Annotated in this window: 8 protein-coding genes; 5 read left to right on the top strand and 3 right to left on the bottom strand. The window is 43.4% G+C overall.

From position 1 onward, the window contains the following. The first annotated feature begins 249 nt into the window (after window positions 1–249). Together QUA23_RS02500 and QUA23_RS02495 are read left to right on the top strand one after the other, a co-directional pair. Window positions 250–4,839 carry a tetratricopeptide repeat protein gene (locus QUA23_RS02500; RefSeq protein ID WP_333073009.1) on the top strand — a complete coding sequence of 1,530 codons (4,590 nt, stop codon included), beginning with the start codon at window positions 250–252 and terminating at the stop codon, window positions 4,837–4,839. 460 nt (window positions 4,840–5,299) lie between these two features. Further along, window positions 5,300–7,189, top strand: a complete 1,890-nt coding sequence (locus tag QUA23_RS02495; protein WP_333073008.1) for a tetratricopeptide repeat protein — start codon at window positions 5,300–5,302, stop codon at window positions 7,187–7,189. A 25-nt stretch (window positions 7,190–7,214) separates the two neighbouring features. Here QUA23_RS02495 and QUA23_RS02490 read toward each other — a convergent pair whose 3' ends face one another. Then, window positions 7,215–9,410, bottom strand: a complete 2,196-nt coding sequence (locus tag QUA23_RS02490) for a chromosome partitioning protein ParA (protein ID WP_333110291.1) — start codon at window positions 9,408–9,410, stop codon at window positions 7,215–7,217. 189 nt (window positions 9,411–9,599) lie between these two features. After that, complete coding sequence (locus QUA23_RS02485) at window positions 9,600–10,421, bottom strand: class I SAM-dependent methyltransferase (protein ID WP_333073007.1); 822 nt, start codon at window positions 10,419–10,421, stop codon at window positions 9,600–9,602. Between the two features lie 537 nt (window positions 10,422–10,958). Between QUA23_RS02485 and QUA23_RS02480 the strand changes: the two genes are divergently transcribed. The 3 genes from QUA23_RS02480 (at window position 10,959) to QUA23_RS02470 (ending at window position 13,213) form a co-directional block, all read left to right on the top strand. Next, window positions 10,959–11,642, top strand: coding sequence for a methyltransferase domain-containing protein (locus tag QUA23_RS02480; protein ID WP_333073006.1), 684 nt, complete (start codon window positions 10,959–10,961; stop codon window positions 11,640–11,642). 3 nt (window positions 11,643–11,645) lie between these two features. After that, window positions 11,646–12,305: a hypothetical protein gene (locus QUA23_RS02475; RefSeq protein ID WP_333073005.1), complete on the top strand. Its 660-nt coding sequence runs from the start codon at window positions 11,646–11,648 to the stop codon at window positions 12,303–12,305. A 119-nt stretch (window positions 12,306–12,424) separates the two neighbouring features. Next, a complete protein-coding gene (locus QUA23_RS02470; RefSeq protein WP_333073004.1) occupies window positions 12,425–13,213 on the top strand; it encodes a class I SAM-dependent methyltransferase in 789 nt (262 codons plus the stop codon). 57 nt (window positions 13,214–13,270) lie between these two features. Here the strand turns inward: QUA23_RS02470 and QUA23_RS02465 are convergent, their stop codons facing one another. After that, window positions 13,271–18,172, bottom strand: a complete 4,902-nt coding sequence (locus tag QUA23_RS02465) for an FkbM family methyltransferase (RefSeq protein WP_333073002.1) — start codon at window positions 18,170–18,172, stop codon at window positions 13,271–13,273. Window positions 18,173–18,318: the final 146 nt, after the last annotated feature.

Genomic DNA, 18,318 nt, shown 5'->3' with positions numbered 1-18,318 from the left:
CGGGCGATCGACCAGAAGCTACAAAAGTCGCGACGGGCGCGCAAATCTGCCAGAAACCGTACTGATTCTTACATATTTAGCCGTAAAATCAAAAAATTAGCCGATAATCCCGGTTCCTCGCCAGCAGCGGGAATCAAAAAAATTAAGAATTAGGGGAACAAGCCCGCTACTCTTAGTGTCAAACGCGAGTATAATTGTGAAACGTTTAGACTACCTTATTTAATTCCTGCCTCTGGAGCCGCCGCCCATATGCCATCAACAGTGAATACAGAATCAACAGCGGTTCAATTTAACCAACAGGGAGAAACATACTTATCCCAAGGAAAAATAGAAGAAGCGATCGCATCCTGCGAACAAGCTTTGAAAATTCACCCCAATTTTGCACCGGCTTACAAGACTTTGGGCAACGCGCTGCAAGCTCAAGGCAGGATGGAAGAGGCGCGGCACTGGTACGCAAAAGCGATTGAAATAGAACCGAATTTTGCGGAAGTATACGCGAATTTAGGTAGTCTTGGCGCGCAGCAGCAAAAATGGCAGGAGGCGATCGGATTTTATCAAAAGGCGATCGCGATTAAACCGAATTTCGCGGGAGTATACCGGAATTTAGCAAAAGTATTTGGACAAATTAGCAAACCGGAAGAAGCGCAGCAGTGCTGGTATCAAGCATTTAGTTTAGAACCGGAAAAAGTAGCGCCGGGGGAACACTTGAATATGGGCGACGCTTTTTTTCGGCAGGAAAAATACCCCGAAGCGATCGCCTGTTACGATCGCGCCATAAAATTAAATCCTAATGTGGCGACAGCTTACCAAAACTTGGGAGAAGCGCTCAAAAAACAAGGCAAGTTAGAGGAAGCGACAGCATATTATCGCAAAGCTATTGAACTGAACGCAGCTCATGCGAGAAACGGCAGTGAGGGACAGCAAACTTTGGCGGGTGCAACTGCGAAAAACGGTGCAGTTAAGCAGCAGCCGGCAGCAACCGCAGTTAAGCAGCCAGTGCAGCAGCCAGTGCAGCAGCCAGTGCAGCAGCCAGTTAATTCTACAATTAATATAGAAGATCCAGAAGCATACAAAATATTGGCAGAAGGCTATTTTGCTCAGGGCAAATTAGAACAGGCGATTGCAGCTTGCAAGAAGGCACTGCAAATTAAGCCGGAAGCGCCGCTTTACAAAATGCTGGGTAACGCCCTACAAGCTGGCGGAAAAATTGATGAAGCTAAAAGTTGCTATGTCAAAGCAATAGAAATTAACCCAAATTTTGCCGAAGCTTATGCTAATTACGGCAGCATTTGCGCGCAGCAAGAACAGTGGCAGCAAGCGGTTTCTGCTTACGAAAAGGCGATCGCCCTGAAACCTGATTTTGCAGGTGCTTTCCGCAATTTTGCGAAACTGTTAAGTCAGTTAGGCAAGTCCGAGGAGGCGGCTGAGGCTTGGTATCGAGCATTTGCGATCGACCCCAAATCCGGCACCGCTGAGGAACACGAGAATTTAGCCAAAACTTTGATCGAGCAAGGTAAGGTAGATAAGGGAATTGAGTGTTACCGGCGCGCGGTTGAGTTGAACCCAAATGCTGGCGCAGCTTATCACGAATTGGGCGAAATTCTTAAGGGTCAAGAACAGTGGGAAGCGGCGGTAGATGCTTACACTAATGCTATTAGAAACAATCCAGATCTTTCTTGGTCGCACAACAATTTAGCTGAGTCGCTGGTTAAGTTGGAACGGTGGGAGGAATCGGTAAATGCTTACCGCAAGGCGATCGAATTAAATCCAGATTTTAGCTGGTCTCACAACAATTTAGCAGATGTGCTGCTGAAGTTGGAACGGTGGGAAGAAGCTGTAGAGTCTTACCGCAAAGCAACAGAATTAAATCCAGATTTCAGTTGGTCGCACAACTATTTAGCAGACGCCCTGATTAAACTGGGAAGGTGGGATGAGGCTATTTCGGCTTATCAAAGGTCGATCGAACTCAATCCCGACCATTTTTGGGCACACAACAATTTAGCAGAAGCGCTGGTGAATTTGGAACGGTGGGATGAGGCGGTTGTTGCCTACCGGCGTGCTAACGAAGTTAATCCGAATTTCTTCTGGTCGCAGAGCAAATTGGGCGACGCGCTGCTAGAAATGGAAAGGTGGGAGGAAGCGATCGATGTTTACCGGCGCGCGGCCGAGTTAAATCCTGATTTTCCGTGGACTTATTACAACATGGCAACGGCTTTTGAGAAGCTGGAACGGTGGGATGAGTCGATCGCCGCTTACCGCCGCGCTGCCGAAATTCAGGCGGATTTGCCGTGGCTTTCGCAAAAGTTGGCTGATGCTTTGAGGATGCGATCGCAGTGGGATTTGAAAGAGGCGATGCGTTTGTACCGGCGGGCGATTCAGGAGAATCGTGATGACGTGCAGTTGTATCACAAGGCGCTGGAGATTGCGCCGAATGATGCTGACCTTTATGTTGAGTTGGCCGATGCTTTGGTGCGGCACAGTTGGCCGGATGGGGCGATCGTCTTTTATCAGATGGCGTTGCAGATTCGGCCTGATGACAAGGCTATTTCTGAGCGGTTAGAAGAGGTGTTAAAAAAAAAGGGTGTAAGTAGGGGGGCGAAAAAGAGCGATCGCGCGGTTCACGAACACTCTGGAAATGCGATCGAACACACCCCTGGGGTAGCTACCGAGTACCACGAATTAGGGGCGTCTCTGCAAGAAGAAGGTAAATTTGCCGAGGCTGTGGCCGCCTACCGCAAAGCAATTGCAATTAATCCCAATTACTTTGGAACTCACCACAATTTAGGCGATGTCTTGAAATGGATCGGTAAAGTTGATGAGTCTATTAAAAGCTATCAGAAAGCGGCAGAACTGAATCCAAATTTTGTTTGGTCCCACCACAACTTAGCGGATGTATATCAACAAGAAGGTCGCCTTGATGAAGCTGTTGCTGCTTATCGGAAAGCGATCGAGGTTGCTCCTGACTTTGGCTGGTCGTACCACAATTTAGCAAAAACTTTAGCTAAACAAGACAAGCTTTCGGAAGCTCTGGAAGCTTATCAGACGGCGAGCAAACTCGATCCGAAACTTTTTGGTTTGGATTATCAAAACTTACGAGATTCGCTATTCCTCGGTCAAGACCCAGCTTACACGAAGTGGCGCGCTAAGAACAGCCCCAGAGAAGCTGACTTGCGGAAAATGGCTGAAACATTAGAAATCTTTAACTACAAGCCGCTTATTAGCATCGTCATGCCGGCTTACAATACGCCAGAAAATTATTTGCAGGAAGCAATAGAATCAGTTATCAATCAGATATATCCTTATTGGGAATTGTGCATTGCGGATGACGCATCAACCGCGCCTCATGTCAAGCAAGTTTTGCAAGAATATGCAGCTAAAGATAGCCGGATAAAAGTAGCTTACAGAACAAAAAACGGTCACATTTCTCACTGTTCTAATTCTGCTTTGGAGTTGGCGACGGGTGAATTTGTATCTTTATTAGACCACGACGATACACTGACACCAGAGGCGTTGTATGAAGTGGTGCTGTTGCTGAATCGGCATCCGGAAGCGGACATGATTTATTCAGATGAAGACAAGATTTATCAGGATCAAGAACTGATAAATCCTTTCTTTAAGCCAGAATGGAGTCCGGATTCATTTTTATCTCGGATGTACACTTGCCATTTGGGAACTTACAGGAGATCGCTAATCAATGAAATCGGCGGTTTTAGACCGGGTTTTGAAGGAGCTCAGGATTATGATTTGGTTTTGAGGTTTACAGAAAAAACTGACAAAATATTTCACATCCCTAAAATTCTTTACCACTGGAGAATGCACGCGGGTTCGGCTGCTGGCGGTGTAGAGGCTAAACCCTATGCCTATGATGCAGGGCAAAAAGCTTTGCAAGAGGCGATCGAACGCCGGGGCGAACAGGGGAAAATTGAAGGTGTTCCCTACTTTTTGGGACACTTTATTGCACGCTACAAAATAGCGGATTACAAGCGGGTCAGCATCATTATTCCGACGCGGGATTTAGGCGATGTTTTGGACAATTGCTTGGAGTCTATCTTTACTAAGAGTGTCTACCCCAACTACGAAGTTATCGTCATCGATAACGGCAGTCAAGAGCAACACACGGCGGAAATTCTGGCTAAATGGAGGGCTAAGGAATCAGCGAGGTTTAAAAGTTATCGCCTAGATATTCCGTTCAATTTCTCTAAGATTAACAATTACGCTGCTAGCAAGGCGGAGGGAGATTACTTGCTGTTTTTGAATAACGATACAGAGGTAATTACTCCCGATTGGATTGACGGGATGGTTGAACAAGCTCAGAGAAGCTCGATCGGGGCTGTGGGCAATTTGTTGATATATTCAGACAACAAAATCCAGCACGCGGGAGTGGTGATGGGACTCGGCGGCGGAGTTGCCGGTCACAGTTATTACCATATGCCACGATCAATACCAGGGTATTTCGGGAATGTGGTAGGCATGAACAATGTTTCAGCGGTAACTGCTGCCTGTTTAATGTGTCGCCGGGAAGTATTTGAAAGTGTTGGGGGATTTGACGAAGAACTAACAGTGGCTTACAATGATGTGGATTTGTGTTTGAAAATGCTAGAGAAAGGGTACCGCAATATTTACCTGCCTCATGTAGTTCTCTACCACCACGAATCTAAAAGCCGGGGTTACGAGGACTCGCCTGAAAAGAAAGAGCGGCTGAGGAAGGAATCGAAGCTGATGGAAAGCAGGTGGCAAAAATATATTGACAATGACCCTTACTACAGCCCCCATTTAACCAGAGCTTGTCAAGACAGCGGTATCAGATTGGAGGACGAGAATTGGCGGCCGACGAATTAAGAACATCTCCATGAGTTTAGGGTGTGAACTTAAGCCTCCAGCCTTCTCTATTTCTGGTTTGTACCCAAGTCTCGATCTCCCTAAATCCCCCTTGAAAAGGGGGACTTTGAAGGCTCTTTCCCCTTGTTAAGGGTCGCAAGGGGGAATCGAGAGGATTGTGACTCAGACTCAAGAAGAGGGACGTTGAACGCTCTTCCCCCTTGCTAAGGGGGGCTAGGGGGGCTCGAGAGGATTGTGACTCAGACACAAAACCGATACAATTCACCGGACGGCACCAATGTCAAAAACCTGTAGAGGCGGGTTCACCTATAGCTTCAAGGAATACCCAAATACTAAAAAAACCGCTCCCACCCCGCGCGAGAATCCTGAAGATTGACATTGGTGCAAGTTCTCAGATACAAGGTAGTTATAAACCCAGCCTCAACCAAGCTAAAAAAAATTAAATCTCCGGTAGGAAATTATGAATAACTCCTTACAAGTACACGAAGAAACTGCTTCTAATTATTTTCATCAAGGCAACATCCTGAAACAATCGGGTAAATTTGAGGAAGCAGCAGCCGCCTACCAGCGCTGTACGGAACTCAACCCGGACTTTTCCTGGTATTACCACAATTTGGGTGAAGTTTTGGCGAAATTGGGGCAGTGGGAGGGCGCTGAGAAAAGCTACCGCAGGGCCTGCGAACTCAACCCGAATTCTGCCTGGTATTGGCACAATTTAGGGGAGGTTGTGGAACAGCAGGGGAATCTCGATGAGGCAGTGGCTGCGTACCGCAAAGCTGTGGAGATATATCCAGATTTTTATGAGTTTTATAATAGTTTGGGTAAGGCTTTGTGCTTGCAAGGTCAACTGGATGAATCTGTAAGTTGTTTGCGGAAAGCGATCGAACTTGACTCGGAATCAGCTTTGCCTTACCAAAATTTGTGGGAGGCTTTGGCAAGATTGGGACGGGTTGATGAAGGGATTGATTGCTTGCGTCATGCGATCGAGCTGAATCCGGGCGAGGGAGATTTGTACCTGAAGTTGGCAGAGGCTTTGCAGGGTAAGAATGAATTAGCCGAAGCCGTGGGTTATTACCGAAAGGCGATTGAGTTGAAGCCTGATGTGCATTGGTCTTACTATAAAATGGGAACGGCTTTAGTGGCACAAGGTAAATGGGAGGAGGCGATCGCGGCTTACACGAAGGCGACTGAGTTGGAACCGGATTCGGCGATCGTTCACCACTATTTGGGGCATACTTTGTCGCTCATGCAGCGGTGGGAGGAGGCGATCGCTTGTTATCGGAAAGCGATCGCTCTTGCCCCCAACGTTGCTACCGTATACTTTCATTTAGGCGATGCCTTAGCGACACAGCAAAGGTGGCACGAAGCTGTAGCTGAGTACCGGAAGTCTGTCGAGATTGAACCAAACTCTCTTGAATCTCAAGACCATTTAGGATTTGCTCTGGCTCAACTTCAGCGCTGGGATGAAGCGATCGGCTCCTATCGCAAAGCTATTGAGCTAGCCCCCGACTCGGATGTGGTTTATCACCATTTAGGAGATGCTCTACAACAGCGATCTTGTATCCCTTCTCTTCAACAAAAAGTTCAGTCGGATTTAGATGAGGCGATAAAGTGTTATCGCAAGGCGATTGAACTTAACCCAAGGAATGTCGAAATTTACCAAAAGATGCTGGAGATTAAGCCAGACGAGTATGAATTATACAAACCATTAGGCAATATTTTGTTAGAGCAAAATCGTGTGGATGAGGCCATTGCTTGTTATCAAAAGGCACTTGCAATCAAATCCGATGACATTGAAATCCACCAGAAGTTAGGGGAAGCTTTTTTAATAAACAATGCTTTAGAAGATGCGATCGCCTGGTATCGCCAAGCTGTTGAGCTTAACCCAGAGGATGCTCAAATTCATCACAAGTTAGGTGAAGCTCTGCAAAAACAAGGTAATCTAGATCAGGCTATTGTCGCCTACCAAAGAGCTATCTATATCGAGCCAAACTACTTTGGCTCTCACCATAATTTAGGGGATGTCCTTCAACAAAAAAGTTTTCTTGACAAAGCTATCACTGCCTACAATCAAGCTATTGAGCTGAACCCAAACTTTGTATGGTCTCACCACAACTTAGGGGATGCCCTGGCCGCCAAGGGAAATCTTGAAGAAGCTATTAGTTCATACCGCCAAGCTATTGAGGTTGATTCTAATTTTGCTTGGTCTCACCACAATTTAGCCAGAGTTCTAGCCAAACAAGCTCGGAATCGTGAAGCTGTTGCTTCTTACTTGAAGGCTATAGAACTCGATCCTAGTTTTTTTACCCAGTATTACCAAAGATTAGAGAAGGCTCTACTGGGTGACTAAGGTTCGATTCACCTGAATTTTTATTCTATGTCTGTCCCACAAATCGACTTGTGCCTAGTATTGGCTTAACTCTAACGGCTCGACCCATTAATTGTTTCCACTCTTCTGAGTTAGTCAGCGAATAGGTATCAAGTTCACAACCTTTTTCTGAAGAAAACTTAGCAAAACTCTCTAACCAGTCATTAACGGTTTGGGTTCCTGAAAAAGGCGTATATTTTAAAGATTGCTGCAAGCACTCCTGCATCTTAGTCAAAGCCTTATTGTGATAAGCGCGACACGCCTCCCAAACTAAAAGTTTGTACTGCATCTGGTCTTGTCCATCTTTATCGTTGCCTAAAGCTTGCTGAAACTGGGATAGTTCTAATTCTCCTTGAGTCTGATGCAGTTGTATTTCGGACTGTTGCAATTGCTCTTGAGTTTGATGAAGTTGAGTCTGAGACTGTTGTAATTGCTCTTGAGTTTGATGAAGTTGAGTCTGAGACTGTTTCAATTGCTCTTCAGTTTGATGAAGTTGCATCTGAAATTGTTGCACTTTTGCCTGGATTTGATGCTGTTGCGTCTGAGATTGTTCTAATTTTTCCTGAATTTGATAAAGTTGCGTCTGCAATCGGTTCCATTCCTCTTGCTTCTGATGCAGTTGAGCCTGCGACTGTTCTAATAAAGCCTCGCTTTGATGCAGTTGAGCCTGTGACTGTTCTAATAAAGCCTCGCTTTGATGCAGTTGTATCTGTGACTGTTCTAATTCTCTCTGGCTTTGGTAAACTTGAGAGTGCGATTGCGCCAATTCTTCCTGCGTCTGATCGAGTTGAGACTGCGATCTCTTTAATTCCGTTTGAGTCTGATGCAGTTGAGTTTGGGAGTTTTCCAATTCCGCTTGAGTCTGATGCAGTTGAGTTTGGGAGTTTTCCAATTCCGCTTGAGTCTGATGGAGTTGAGTTTGGGAGTTTTCCAATTCCCTTTGAGTCTGATGCAGTTGAGACTGCGATCTTTTAAATTCCACTTGAGTCTGATGCAATTCCCCCTGAGTTTGATGCAGTTGAGATTTCAAGTATGCGAATTCTTCCTGAGTTTGATGGAGTTGAGTTTGGGAGTTTTCCAATTCCTCCTGAGTCTGATGCAGTTGATTTTGGGAGTGTTCCAATTCCCTTTGAGTCTGATGCAATTGAGACTGCGATCTTTTAAATTCCACCTGAGTCTGATGCAATTCCCCCTGAGTTTGATGCAATTCCCCCTGAGTTTGATGCAGTTGAGATTTCGAGTATGCGAATTTTTCCTGAGTTTGATGCAGTTGAGTTTGGGACCTTTCTAATTCCCCCTGAATTTGATGCAGTTGAGTTTGGGAGTGTTCCAATTCCCCCTGAGTTTGATGCAGTTGAGACTGGAAGTTTTGCAATTGGACTCGCAGTGCTTTATTTTCTCTTTCCTGGTTGCTAGTATTCACCCACTCCTGAAAAGCCTCAGCCTTGTAAACTGGTTTTATTAGTTCCCGCCAAGAAAAATTCGGTTTTTCATCCGGCCACCATGCCCTAGCATCGAGTTCTTGATACATCTCTACTGCTTCTGGGCAGTAATGATTAACCAAGCTAGGCCGATAGCTGTCTAATGGTTGAGCGTGAAATAAGGATGGGTCATAAACCGTTGATTCAGGAGCAGTTAAGTTAGTCTTGAATTTCTGGTTTATTGCTTTAATATATGATTCTTTAAAATTGACTATGGTGTTAATATTGGCGAGAAGGCAACGATTAGAAAAGTGATCGTAAAAATCACGGATTATTTGATTGTATTGATGCCATACTTTCAAGGCTAATTCAGGGTGCTCTTGAAAAGTAGGATCGCCCCTACGATAAAGAGAATCTACTACTTCCCAAGGAGAACGATAAATCAGCAAAAATTTCGCTTCTGGCAACAAGTCAGACCAGAAATCCAAGAATAAAGTTGTGCGCGGTTCTTTCCATCCCCATACTCTACTCACAGAGTTTTTGGCTACTATTTCTTTAGCTTGTTCTACAAAACGATCTTCAACATTTATTTTTCCCTGTAAAGTCCAACCATCCTCCATAATTGCTTGCGAACGCAGCACCCCCCTGTGAAATTCATAAAAATCAATATTTTCAAAATGACCTTTGATGTTGACACTATCTGCTCCGAGTAACTTGCGACCAATGTGCAAGCCAGCACTTTGAAGCAAGGATGCTGTCAAGGAACTACCAGAACGGTGCATACTGATTATCACCAAGATCTCGGATTTTGCTGTGCTATGATTGTTCATCGGTTGTCTAAACTCCTATTATGTAAGCTTTATTTTTCTAATTCAAGAGACTTTTCAACAAACTCCTGAACAATGAGTGTAGGCAATATAAGAATGAAAGATATTTGGCTCGTCGATAAGTTTACTTTCATCAAACATTGCTTACATTTTAGTAAAAGATAACATTTTTTGACCTCTTGGATGCTTCCAATCACCTATGTAACTTAGTGTCCACGGTAGTCCTTTGATTAACCAAACAAAGTCTTGTAACTGATAGTGATAAGGATCTGAATCCATATAGGTGATTATTCCACCTGGTTGGTGTGTTGTCAACGTATAGAGTGACTCTGATGAGCACTCAAAAAACGTTGCATAAAACTTACCTCCTTGTTTAACACATTTAGCGAGTTCAAACAAGCAGCGTCGAATATGATTCAGCGGAAGATGAGTGAACACTGATTGTGCTAGAGCAAATTCAAATTCTACTCCTAATAAATATAATTCAAAGTGCTCGTTAACTAACAAATTTTTTTTAGGCAGCTTGTTTCTGTTTGTAACATCTAGTTCTTGTTGATATCCAGCATCTATAAGGGAAGAGTTCATGTCTATACCGTAGTAATTCCCACTATTGAGATAACGAAGGAAATGAACTCCTCCCCTAAAACATCCACACCCTATATCAACAAACTTCATATCGGGTTTTAATCCCTGGTTTAAAATAAAATCAAACTGTAATTTACCTATTTCGTCCCACATTCCTCCAACAGACTCTCTATGCAAACCTGCGTTAGGTTTTTCGCTGGATAACAATAATCGATTAGATGAATTATTTTCTGTTGTAGTGTTGATAATTGGGTCACTTTTGTTGACTGCTTTTTGAAGATTAGTATCAGACGATTGTTCTAGTTCATCTCGAATTTGCTTTAGCTTTAATTGCGAACGCTCCAAATCACCTTTAATATTTTCTAGTCTTTCTTTATTCATGCTGATTTTACTAGATACCAAGGAAACATTTTACCACTTGTATTCCAGTGTACTCCCGTCTCTATAAAGAAAAATATAGCCCAATAGTGTTTTTTTAGTTTTCTTCAGTCTGAGACAAGATATTCCTAGAAGATACTTCTCAGAGAATGAGTCTGCAAGCATTTTCCTGTGTAGGCGGAAATTAAAATTTGGTCGATGTCTAATGGTTGCTTAGAAATTTATCACAATTTAGGGAAAGTTTTGCCCGGTCGCCCCCAATGAACTCCCAATGAACTCAAGCCGTTGCTTTCCCAAGGATATCAGACTTCAGCCATCTGAGGATGTTCCCGCACGCACCAGGTATTATAGATGGGCGATAGCCCCCAAGCTCTAAGCCATCGAGCTTAACAAGAGATATTACCCCAAAAATCAACACACCAAGAGGATCGCACTCAAGCGATCCACCAACACGCGCGATCGGGTAAACTAGAAAGGTCGATCGGGTTCCACCCTGTACTGAGGAGTCAAATCCCAAATCGCAAAACAAGACAATAAATTATGGATCTGTACGCAAAAAGAAGACAAATAGCTTCTCAATACTTAAAAGGTGAGGGAATTGAGGTGGGCCCGCTAAATGCTCCCCTCGAAGTTCCAGCAGGCGTTAAAGTTCATTACATAGATCGGATGTCGGTAGAAGAATTAAGGCAACAGTACCCAGAACTAGCTGAGGTCAATCTAGCAGATGTTGATATCATAGATGACGGTGAAACTCTTTCATCCATACAAGATAACTCCTGGGATTTTGTCATTGCCAATCACATGATAGAACACTGTCAAAACCCTATCGGCGCTTTGGTAAACTTTTTGAGAGTTGTCAAACCCGAAGGAATTGTGTACATGGGTGTGCCGGACAAACGTTATACATTCGATCGCGATCGCCCCCTGACTTCCCTCGACCACCTAATTAGGGACTACAAAGAAGGGCCGGAATGGTCAAGACTGCCTCATTATGAAGAGTATGTCAGGCTAGTTGACAAATTTCCTGAAGCACAGGTGGCTGAGCGGATGCAGTATTTACTTGACATAGATTACAGCATTCATTTTCACGTCTGGACAGCAGAGACTTTCCCAGAATTTCTCGAATACTGTCAAAAAAATCTATTTTTTGGTTTTGATATTAAACTTTGCCAAGAAAATTTTGGAGAACTTATTTGTATTCTCAGAAAAAGAACAAAGGAGTAGCTTGTGCAATATCTTAAACTTGATATAGGCTGTGGTGGCAACAAAAAACCAGGAACTCTTGGATTGGATTATGTTCAACAACCTGGTGTTGACTATGTAATAGATTTGCAGACTGAGAAGTTGCCATTTGCAAGTCGGAGCGTTGAATATATTCACTCTTCTCATTTTTTAGAACATCTGAGCCCAAATACAGTGATACCGCTCTTCTGCGAAATTAGTCGTGTTTGTATTGATAGAGCACAGCTAGAGTTTTGGACACCCTATCTCTGGACAAACTCAGCTTTTGTTTTTGGACATACGAGTTACTGGAATGAAGATCACTATATGCACCTTTGTGTATGGTTTGGAGACTTCTGGGGACAAGCTCTCGGTGCCAGATGGCTGCTTAAGGAATTTGTGTATGTTGTAGATCCGAGGACTTTAATAGAACTCTACAGAAACAAAATTCAGATTGACTTTGCTCTCAAGCATTATCAAGGTATTGTGAGTGAATTTGCAGTTATAATCGAAGTCCGCCATGACTATCAAGAGCCAACTGTATACCCTAAGCGTACCTTTACTACTAATCGGCTTGCTCAGCGATACCAGCTACCAGCTTATTCAAAAGTGACCGATGAAAATGAGTTACTCCAGGCCATCAATTGGTTTTCATCTCCTTCTTAAAAAAGAGCGGGGGTGATTTATATTGATTAGAAAGTTTTCTCTATCTCTCTCGTAGTTAGAGAATCCAAAAGCCAGCAACAAATTATTTTTCGCATAAACAACCCCATCGTCATAACAGTATGGAAATCCCAGATTATTATGTTAAGTCCGCCCCTAGCGTACAGAATACGCTGGATATTTTTCCAGGTGAATGGGCATCTAAGTTGCCAGGGGATTTGTCATTACTAAATGCAGGACAAAGCGGACTGTTTGAAGATGCTCGCATCACTTGGGCTATTGAGCAATTAGGAGGAGTTACAGGTCAAACAATCCTCGAACTCGGGCCGCTGGAAGCGGGACATACCTATATGCTCGAGAAACTGGGAGCAGCATCGATTACGGCAGTTGAGGCCAGCACTCGCGCTTATCTAAAATGCCTAATTGTTAAAGAAGCTGTAGGACTTCGCAAGGCTCGCTTTCTTTGCGGTGATTGTGTAGAATATCTGCGGTTAAATCCCGGCAAGTTTGATACTTGCTTCGCCAGCGGCATACTGTACCACATGACAAACCCTGCTGAGCTGATCGGCTTGATTGCTAAAGTTTCAGACCGAGTTTTTATATGGACTCACTACTATGACGAGAATATAGTCCGCAGCACTCCTTCCCTTTCCGCAAGGTTTGCCGAGAAGACTGCTGCTGAGTATCAAAGCTTTAAACATATGCTTTACCGTCAGGAATATGGAGAATACAAAGGTGAAGTAAAAGCTACTGGTTTCTGTGGCGGCAGCAGTCGATTTAGTAACTGGATGAGCCGTGAAGATATCCTGTCATGTTTGACCTATTTTGGCTTAACCGACATCCGCATCAACTTCGATCAGCCTCACACTCCTCACGGGCCGTGCTTTGCTTTAGTAGCGATGAGGCGGTGAGTTCTAGATTGGTGCTGGAAGTTCGATCGCTTTTTGATAATAAGCGATCGCTTCATCCTACTCCCCAACAACAGACATAACTTCACTTAACTTGTCATGGGCCTCAGACAAATTTGGGTTTAAATAAACAGCCCTGCGGTAACATACCATCGCCCGCTCCTGCTTACCTTGCTGTAACAGAGTATTGCCAAGGTTAAAGTATTCCTCTGCCGTTGTTTCCGGTGCCAAAATCACGGCTGCATAAGAACACTCGACAGCTTCATCTGCCTTGCCAATTTGCGAAAATACCCTAGCCAAGTTGCGGTAAACACCAGCAAAATTCGGTTGAATCGCGATCGCTTTTTGGTAACAGGCGATCGCCTCTTGCCAATGTTGCTGCTGTGCGTGAATAGTCCCCAGGTTTGCTAAAGCGGGAGCAAAATCAGGCTGAATTTCCAGAGCGCGAAGGTACCAACTCTTGGCCTCATCCAGTTTACCCTGAGCTTGCAAGGCATTCCCCAAAGTCTTATAGGCCGGAGCAAATTTGGGTTGAATCTTTAATACTTGCTCGCAAACTGCGATCGCATCTTCTAACTTCCCTTGAGCCAAATACAATTCTGCCAGTTGACTTAACGGAACCGCTGCGCTCTCAATCTCTTGCATTTTAGTCTGAATTGCCATTAGCTGACACTTAGTTTTTTCCAGTTCTTCCTGAGTTAGACGATCCTTAACCTGCCAGCATTCTAGTTCCTCTTTAATTGGTTGAAGTTCATCTTTAACTTGTTGCAGTTGAGTTGTAGATTGCTCAAATTCCCCAGAAGTTTGGTATGGTTTTGTCTGACCTTTTTCTAATTCCTGTTGCATCTGGTAAAGCTTAGATTGCAAGCGCCACTGTTCCGTTAAAATCTGCGCTATTCGAGATTTATCTCTAACTGAATCAACAGCTTGCCTCAACTGAGGAACAAAACGTTGAATCGTTAAATCTTCTACCTCATTGCGATCTCTAGCTTCTAGAACAGACAAAGCTTTTTGCCAAGGAAAAAAAGCATCCCCCCGCATAACTTTTTCTTTCATTTCCTGTTTAGACCGAGTATAGTAATGATTTATCCGCAGCTTTTGCACTGAAAGTCTTTCAGATATAGAGCCTCCTAACGGTTCTTTATTTTCTGTAACAGAACAAAAATCATTATTAATTGGGATGAAAAAATGCGGACAGTTTGGGCGAAGTATTTGTTCAGGACGAACAATACTTTTTACATACCTATTGACTTCAAAATTGTCTGTGGAGCGTTTAGTGAAATTTTCAATTTGTAAGCCTGCCGGTCTAGCTTCATGACCTGAAGAGCCAAAAGTTAACGTATTGACTCCCACGGCTGGTACGGAATCAAACTCCTCTAATACTTCGGTTAACTTTTCCTTTTCTGTGGGGAACAAAAACTCATCTAAATCGAGAAAAGCTATCCACTCAGATTCTTTTTTGTATTCTTCCAGACAATGTTCATAGGCCGAGGCTTGTTGTTTAGGGCTAAATGGCCAGTCGTGCAAAACAACTTCACCGGATTGAATGTAGGGCTGAACAATATCTACAGTATTATCACTACTGTTATTGTTGTATAAGTAAAACCTTTCAACACCCACTATTTTATGAAACTCCAACCACTCTATAAGGTATGGAGCCTCATCTTTCATAATTGCACACACGCTGAGTTTGCACTTTTCTCTGAGGCTGTCTTTGGGAGCCGAATAGATAATTTCTTGCAGTCGAACTAATCCAATATTGACACGAGTATCATCTGCTAATACAGCTTGGATAAATATTTCGCATTCAGGCAACGTTCCTGTTAGTTCCCATTCGGTCGCGTAACCGCTATTTTCTGCTAACGGTACTCCCGTAAAAACTGCGGCTACATCTGGGCGGCGCTGATTTACAGGCATTTCGCGGATAACTTCACCGTCGCGAATCAACTCAACTTTAACAGCCGGGGACTTTTTACCTATCACCCAACCCCCAATCAAAATATTACTGGGATTTACCGTGGTTCCCCTCGTCGGAGCCTCTATATTAAATCCCCACAGCAACTCGGGATCTTCAGGAGAGATTAATGACACCTCTTGAATATTCAAAATTTTTATGGGTTTTTGAGATCCTGTTGCTGGCAAATCATTAGGATTGTCGCGCAACAAGGGTTCGCTGTTCCAGGGATCGTAGGGAATCAGTTTTTGTTTTTGCAAGTGGGGACGGAAGAAAAATTTGCACCGTTCATTTAGCATCGATGCGGCAAATGAAAATGTGCTATTGGAAATTGCCAAGACATCACATTGGCTCAAAATGTAAAAATCAGGATAGAAAGGTGCTTCTGCCATTTCTACACCCAAATCTTTAACTGTTATCGGATGATAATCTGCAAAATCTCCCACAACCGTTTCGATTTCATCGCTAGCAATAAACAAAACGGGTTCATCTAGAGTTTCCCACAGACCCTCCAGCCATTCCTTGTACCATCCACTCGGAGCAACGGTTAGATACGGCACAACAGTATGAACGCTTCTGTAATCACCGCGCCGCAAATGCAATCCAACAACTGTTTTACCTTTGGAACGCAACAGATCGAGAGCTTCTATCACCTTCGCTGCGACTTCTGGCAGAGGTTTGAATAAAGATTGGAAATATTCTTTATGTTGGGCGTGATATTGAGTGTGAAACTGAAAATAGCCCTGAAAGTCTACATTTTTCAACGGTTCCCGTGCATTGAAAATTGCCGACTCGGAAAGTTTGTAAGGCTGCGCTTGTTCTCCAACTAGAGGTAAAGGCTTAGAAATAGGCGCATCATGGTGACCGAATAGATACTGACCGATCCAAGCTGGTGTTTCTACCCTAAGATTGTGTTCCCTTGCGTAAGTTCTCAAAAACGCATACAAAAATATTTGATTTCCCAACCGACCCATATTCTCCATGCCGAGTACGGATGAGGTAATCGCTGGTTTTTTCACATAGATTGCATCTCCCCAAGATGGGTGAATTGGGGTTGTGGTTGCTACCCGCTGAAAACCGTGTCCTTCGAGAAATTCGTCTAACTGGTCAATTAACGCGCAGCCTTCATACAGTTCTTCGTAATTAACTTCTGTGTTGATTAACTCAACAGATTTCAACCAATTGGTTGCTCCTTGCAAAGCCAAGAGTTCTGCACCTTGGATATCTATATTTAAGATATTAAAGTCTGAAGGATTGAGTTCCTGTTCTTGCAGTAGAGTATCGAGTGTTTTCGACTGTACAGTTATTTGATGAGTTTCCGTGATGTGGGGATAAACCTCTTGATGGTGCTTCAAGGGCAGAATAGAACTGCTTTGATCGAAGGAAGTAACGTGCAAATCCACAGTACCATTGCGATCGCCGATCGCACAGTTGACCGATAGAACATCCGGCATCCCCGTTAGATTGGCTTGCAAGCGTTCAAATACCGCTGGGTTGGCTTCTACGAACAGCACTTTTTGCGCGCCCATTTGTTGATATACCGTGATTTCTGTGCCTTCATGAGCCCCAACATGAATCACGCCACGCGGCGCTATGGAATACTGCCGACAAAGTTCCTGTATGTTCAGCTTTCCGTCGGTTACTTCACCCAAAACATTCGAGTGGAATCGCTCATTAACAGCCAAGAAATTGCTGAACTCAAAGTTTTCATCCTCAGGCAAAAAGGTCGGCTTGTATTCTAACCGACCCGGCAAAATCTTAAAAATTGAATACCGGAATTTTTGCAAATACTCAAATGCTTCTTTTAACGTTATTTTTGAATCGACATAAGTTCCACCATATTCAAATTGCAGATAATCTACTCTACCTGTTTCTAGAAAATATTTAGCTCCATAGAGAACATCTAATTCGCCCCCCTCAACATCTATTTTGATAAAATTAATTCTTTTAATCCCGTGGCGCTGACAGTAATTGTCGATAGTTGTCGTCAAAACTGGTATTTCTTTAGGCGGATTCAGCCACCCTTCTTTTTCAACATCGAATCGGCGGTAAAAGGTACTCAACAGTGGATTGGCTTCGTAATAATAAAATGTCTTAACTTCTTCCTTCTGCCCTACAGCTAGATTGTTTGAAATTACTTTTTTATCTAAGTTCTGAATCAGCTTTTTGTAGACATGAGGAATTGGTTCAAACAGGTGAATTTCTACATCATTTCCTTGGCTCACCACTTCCGCTGTCCAATCCCCAGCATTAGCACCTACATCAAAAACTACATTGTTTGCCTTAATAAATCTCGCGACAACTTGGCTTTCACCACTACTTTGAAAGGTGGTATTTATTATTTTTTCTGTTTCTTTCTTTTCTTCTGGGTGCTTGGGCAAAGCAGTAGCTACCCGCAGTTCACCTGTTCGCGAAAACTCTTCCCATGCCTTAGTATTAGCATCTTGACAAAACTGAGCTAAAACTGATTTCGCTCGTTCAGGCACAGAAACTATGGCATCTTCAAAAATAACTGTATATCTGCTTGTTTTCGCCGATAGTGTAGCAATTATTTCATTAAGGCTCGGCCACTGTTCTATACGGTGAGGACTTGGTGGGGGAGACAAAAACAATCGAGCATCGTCAATCAGGATAAAATGTTCGCATTCAGAATTATTGATTATTTCCAATTCTTCAAGCAGCGGACACTCATCATCTTCTCCTGCTGTACCGCCACCCATCCAATGAGCATCTAACCAAAACAGAGCAGGCTCATTAAGTTGAGGAACAACGAATTTAAGTTGTTCTTTTGTATGACCCCACAAAAATTCTATATTTTTTATATGGCTATACGTACTAGATGTTGATTCATATATATGCTTGGCAAATTCTATTGTAAATACTTGTTGGAAATGCTGTGCCGCCCACACAGAGGTGCCACCTTTCCAAGTCCCCGTCTCTACAAATGTTGGCAGATTATATTCATTTTTAAGCACCAACATTAGCTGTTTGCAATCTCCCAAACCCATATCAATTACTCCTATACATTTTTTTACACAAAACTACAGTCTCTCTGAACCAGCTTTTTTTTGCAGTGTTTAGAGATTAACATATCTTGGCTGCCAATCGTGAGATTTCAAAGACCTCATCCTGACAGAATAAAACCTAACTGGTT

The sequence above is a fragment of the Microcoleus sp. Pol1C5 genome (genome assembly GCF_036701115.1).
GTDB lineage: Bacteria > Cyanobacteriota > Cyanobacteriia > Cyanobacteriales > Microcoleaceae > Microcoleus.
Note: the sequence above shows the minus strand (reverse complement) of the source record. Positions and strands in the feature narration are given on the sequence as shown.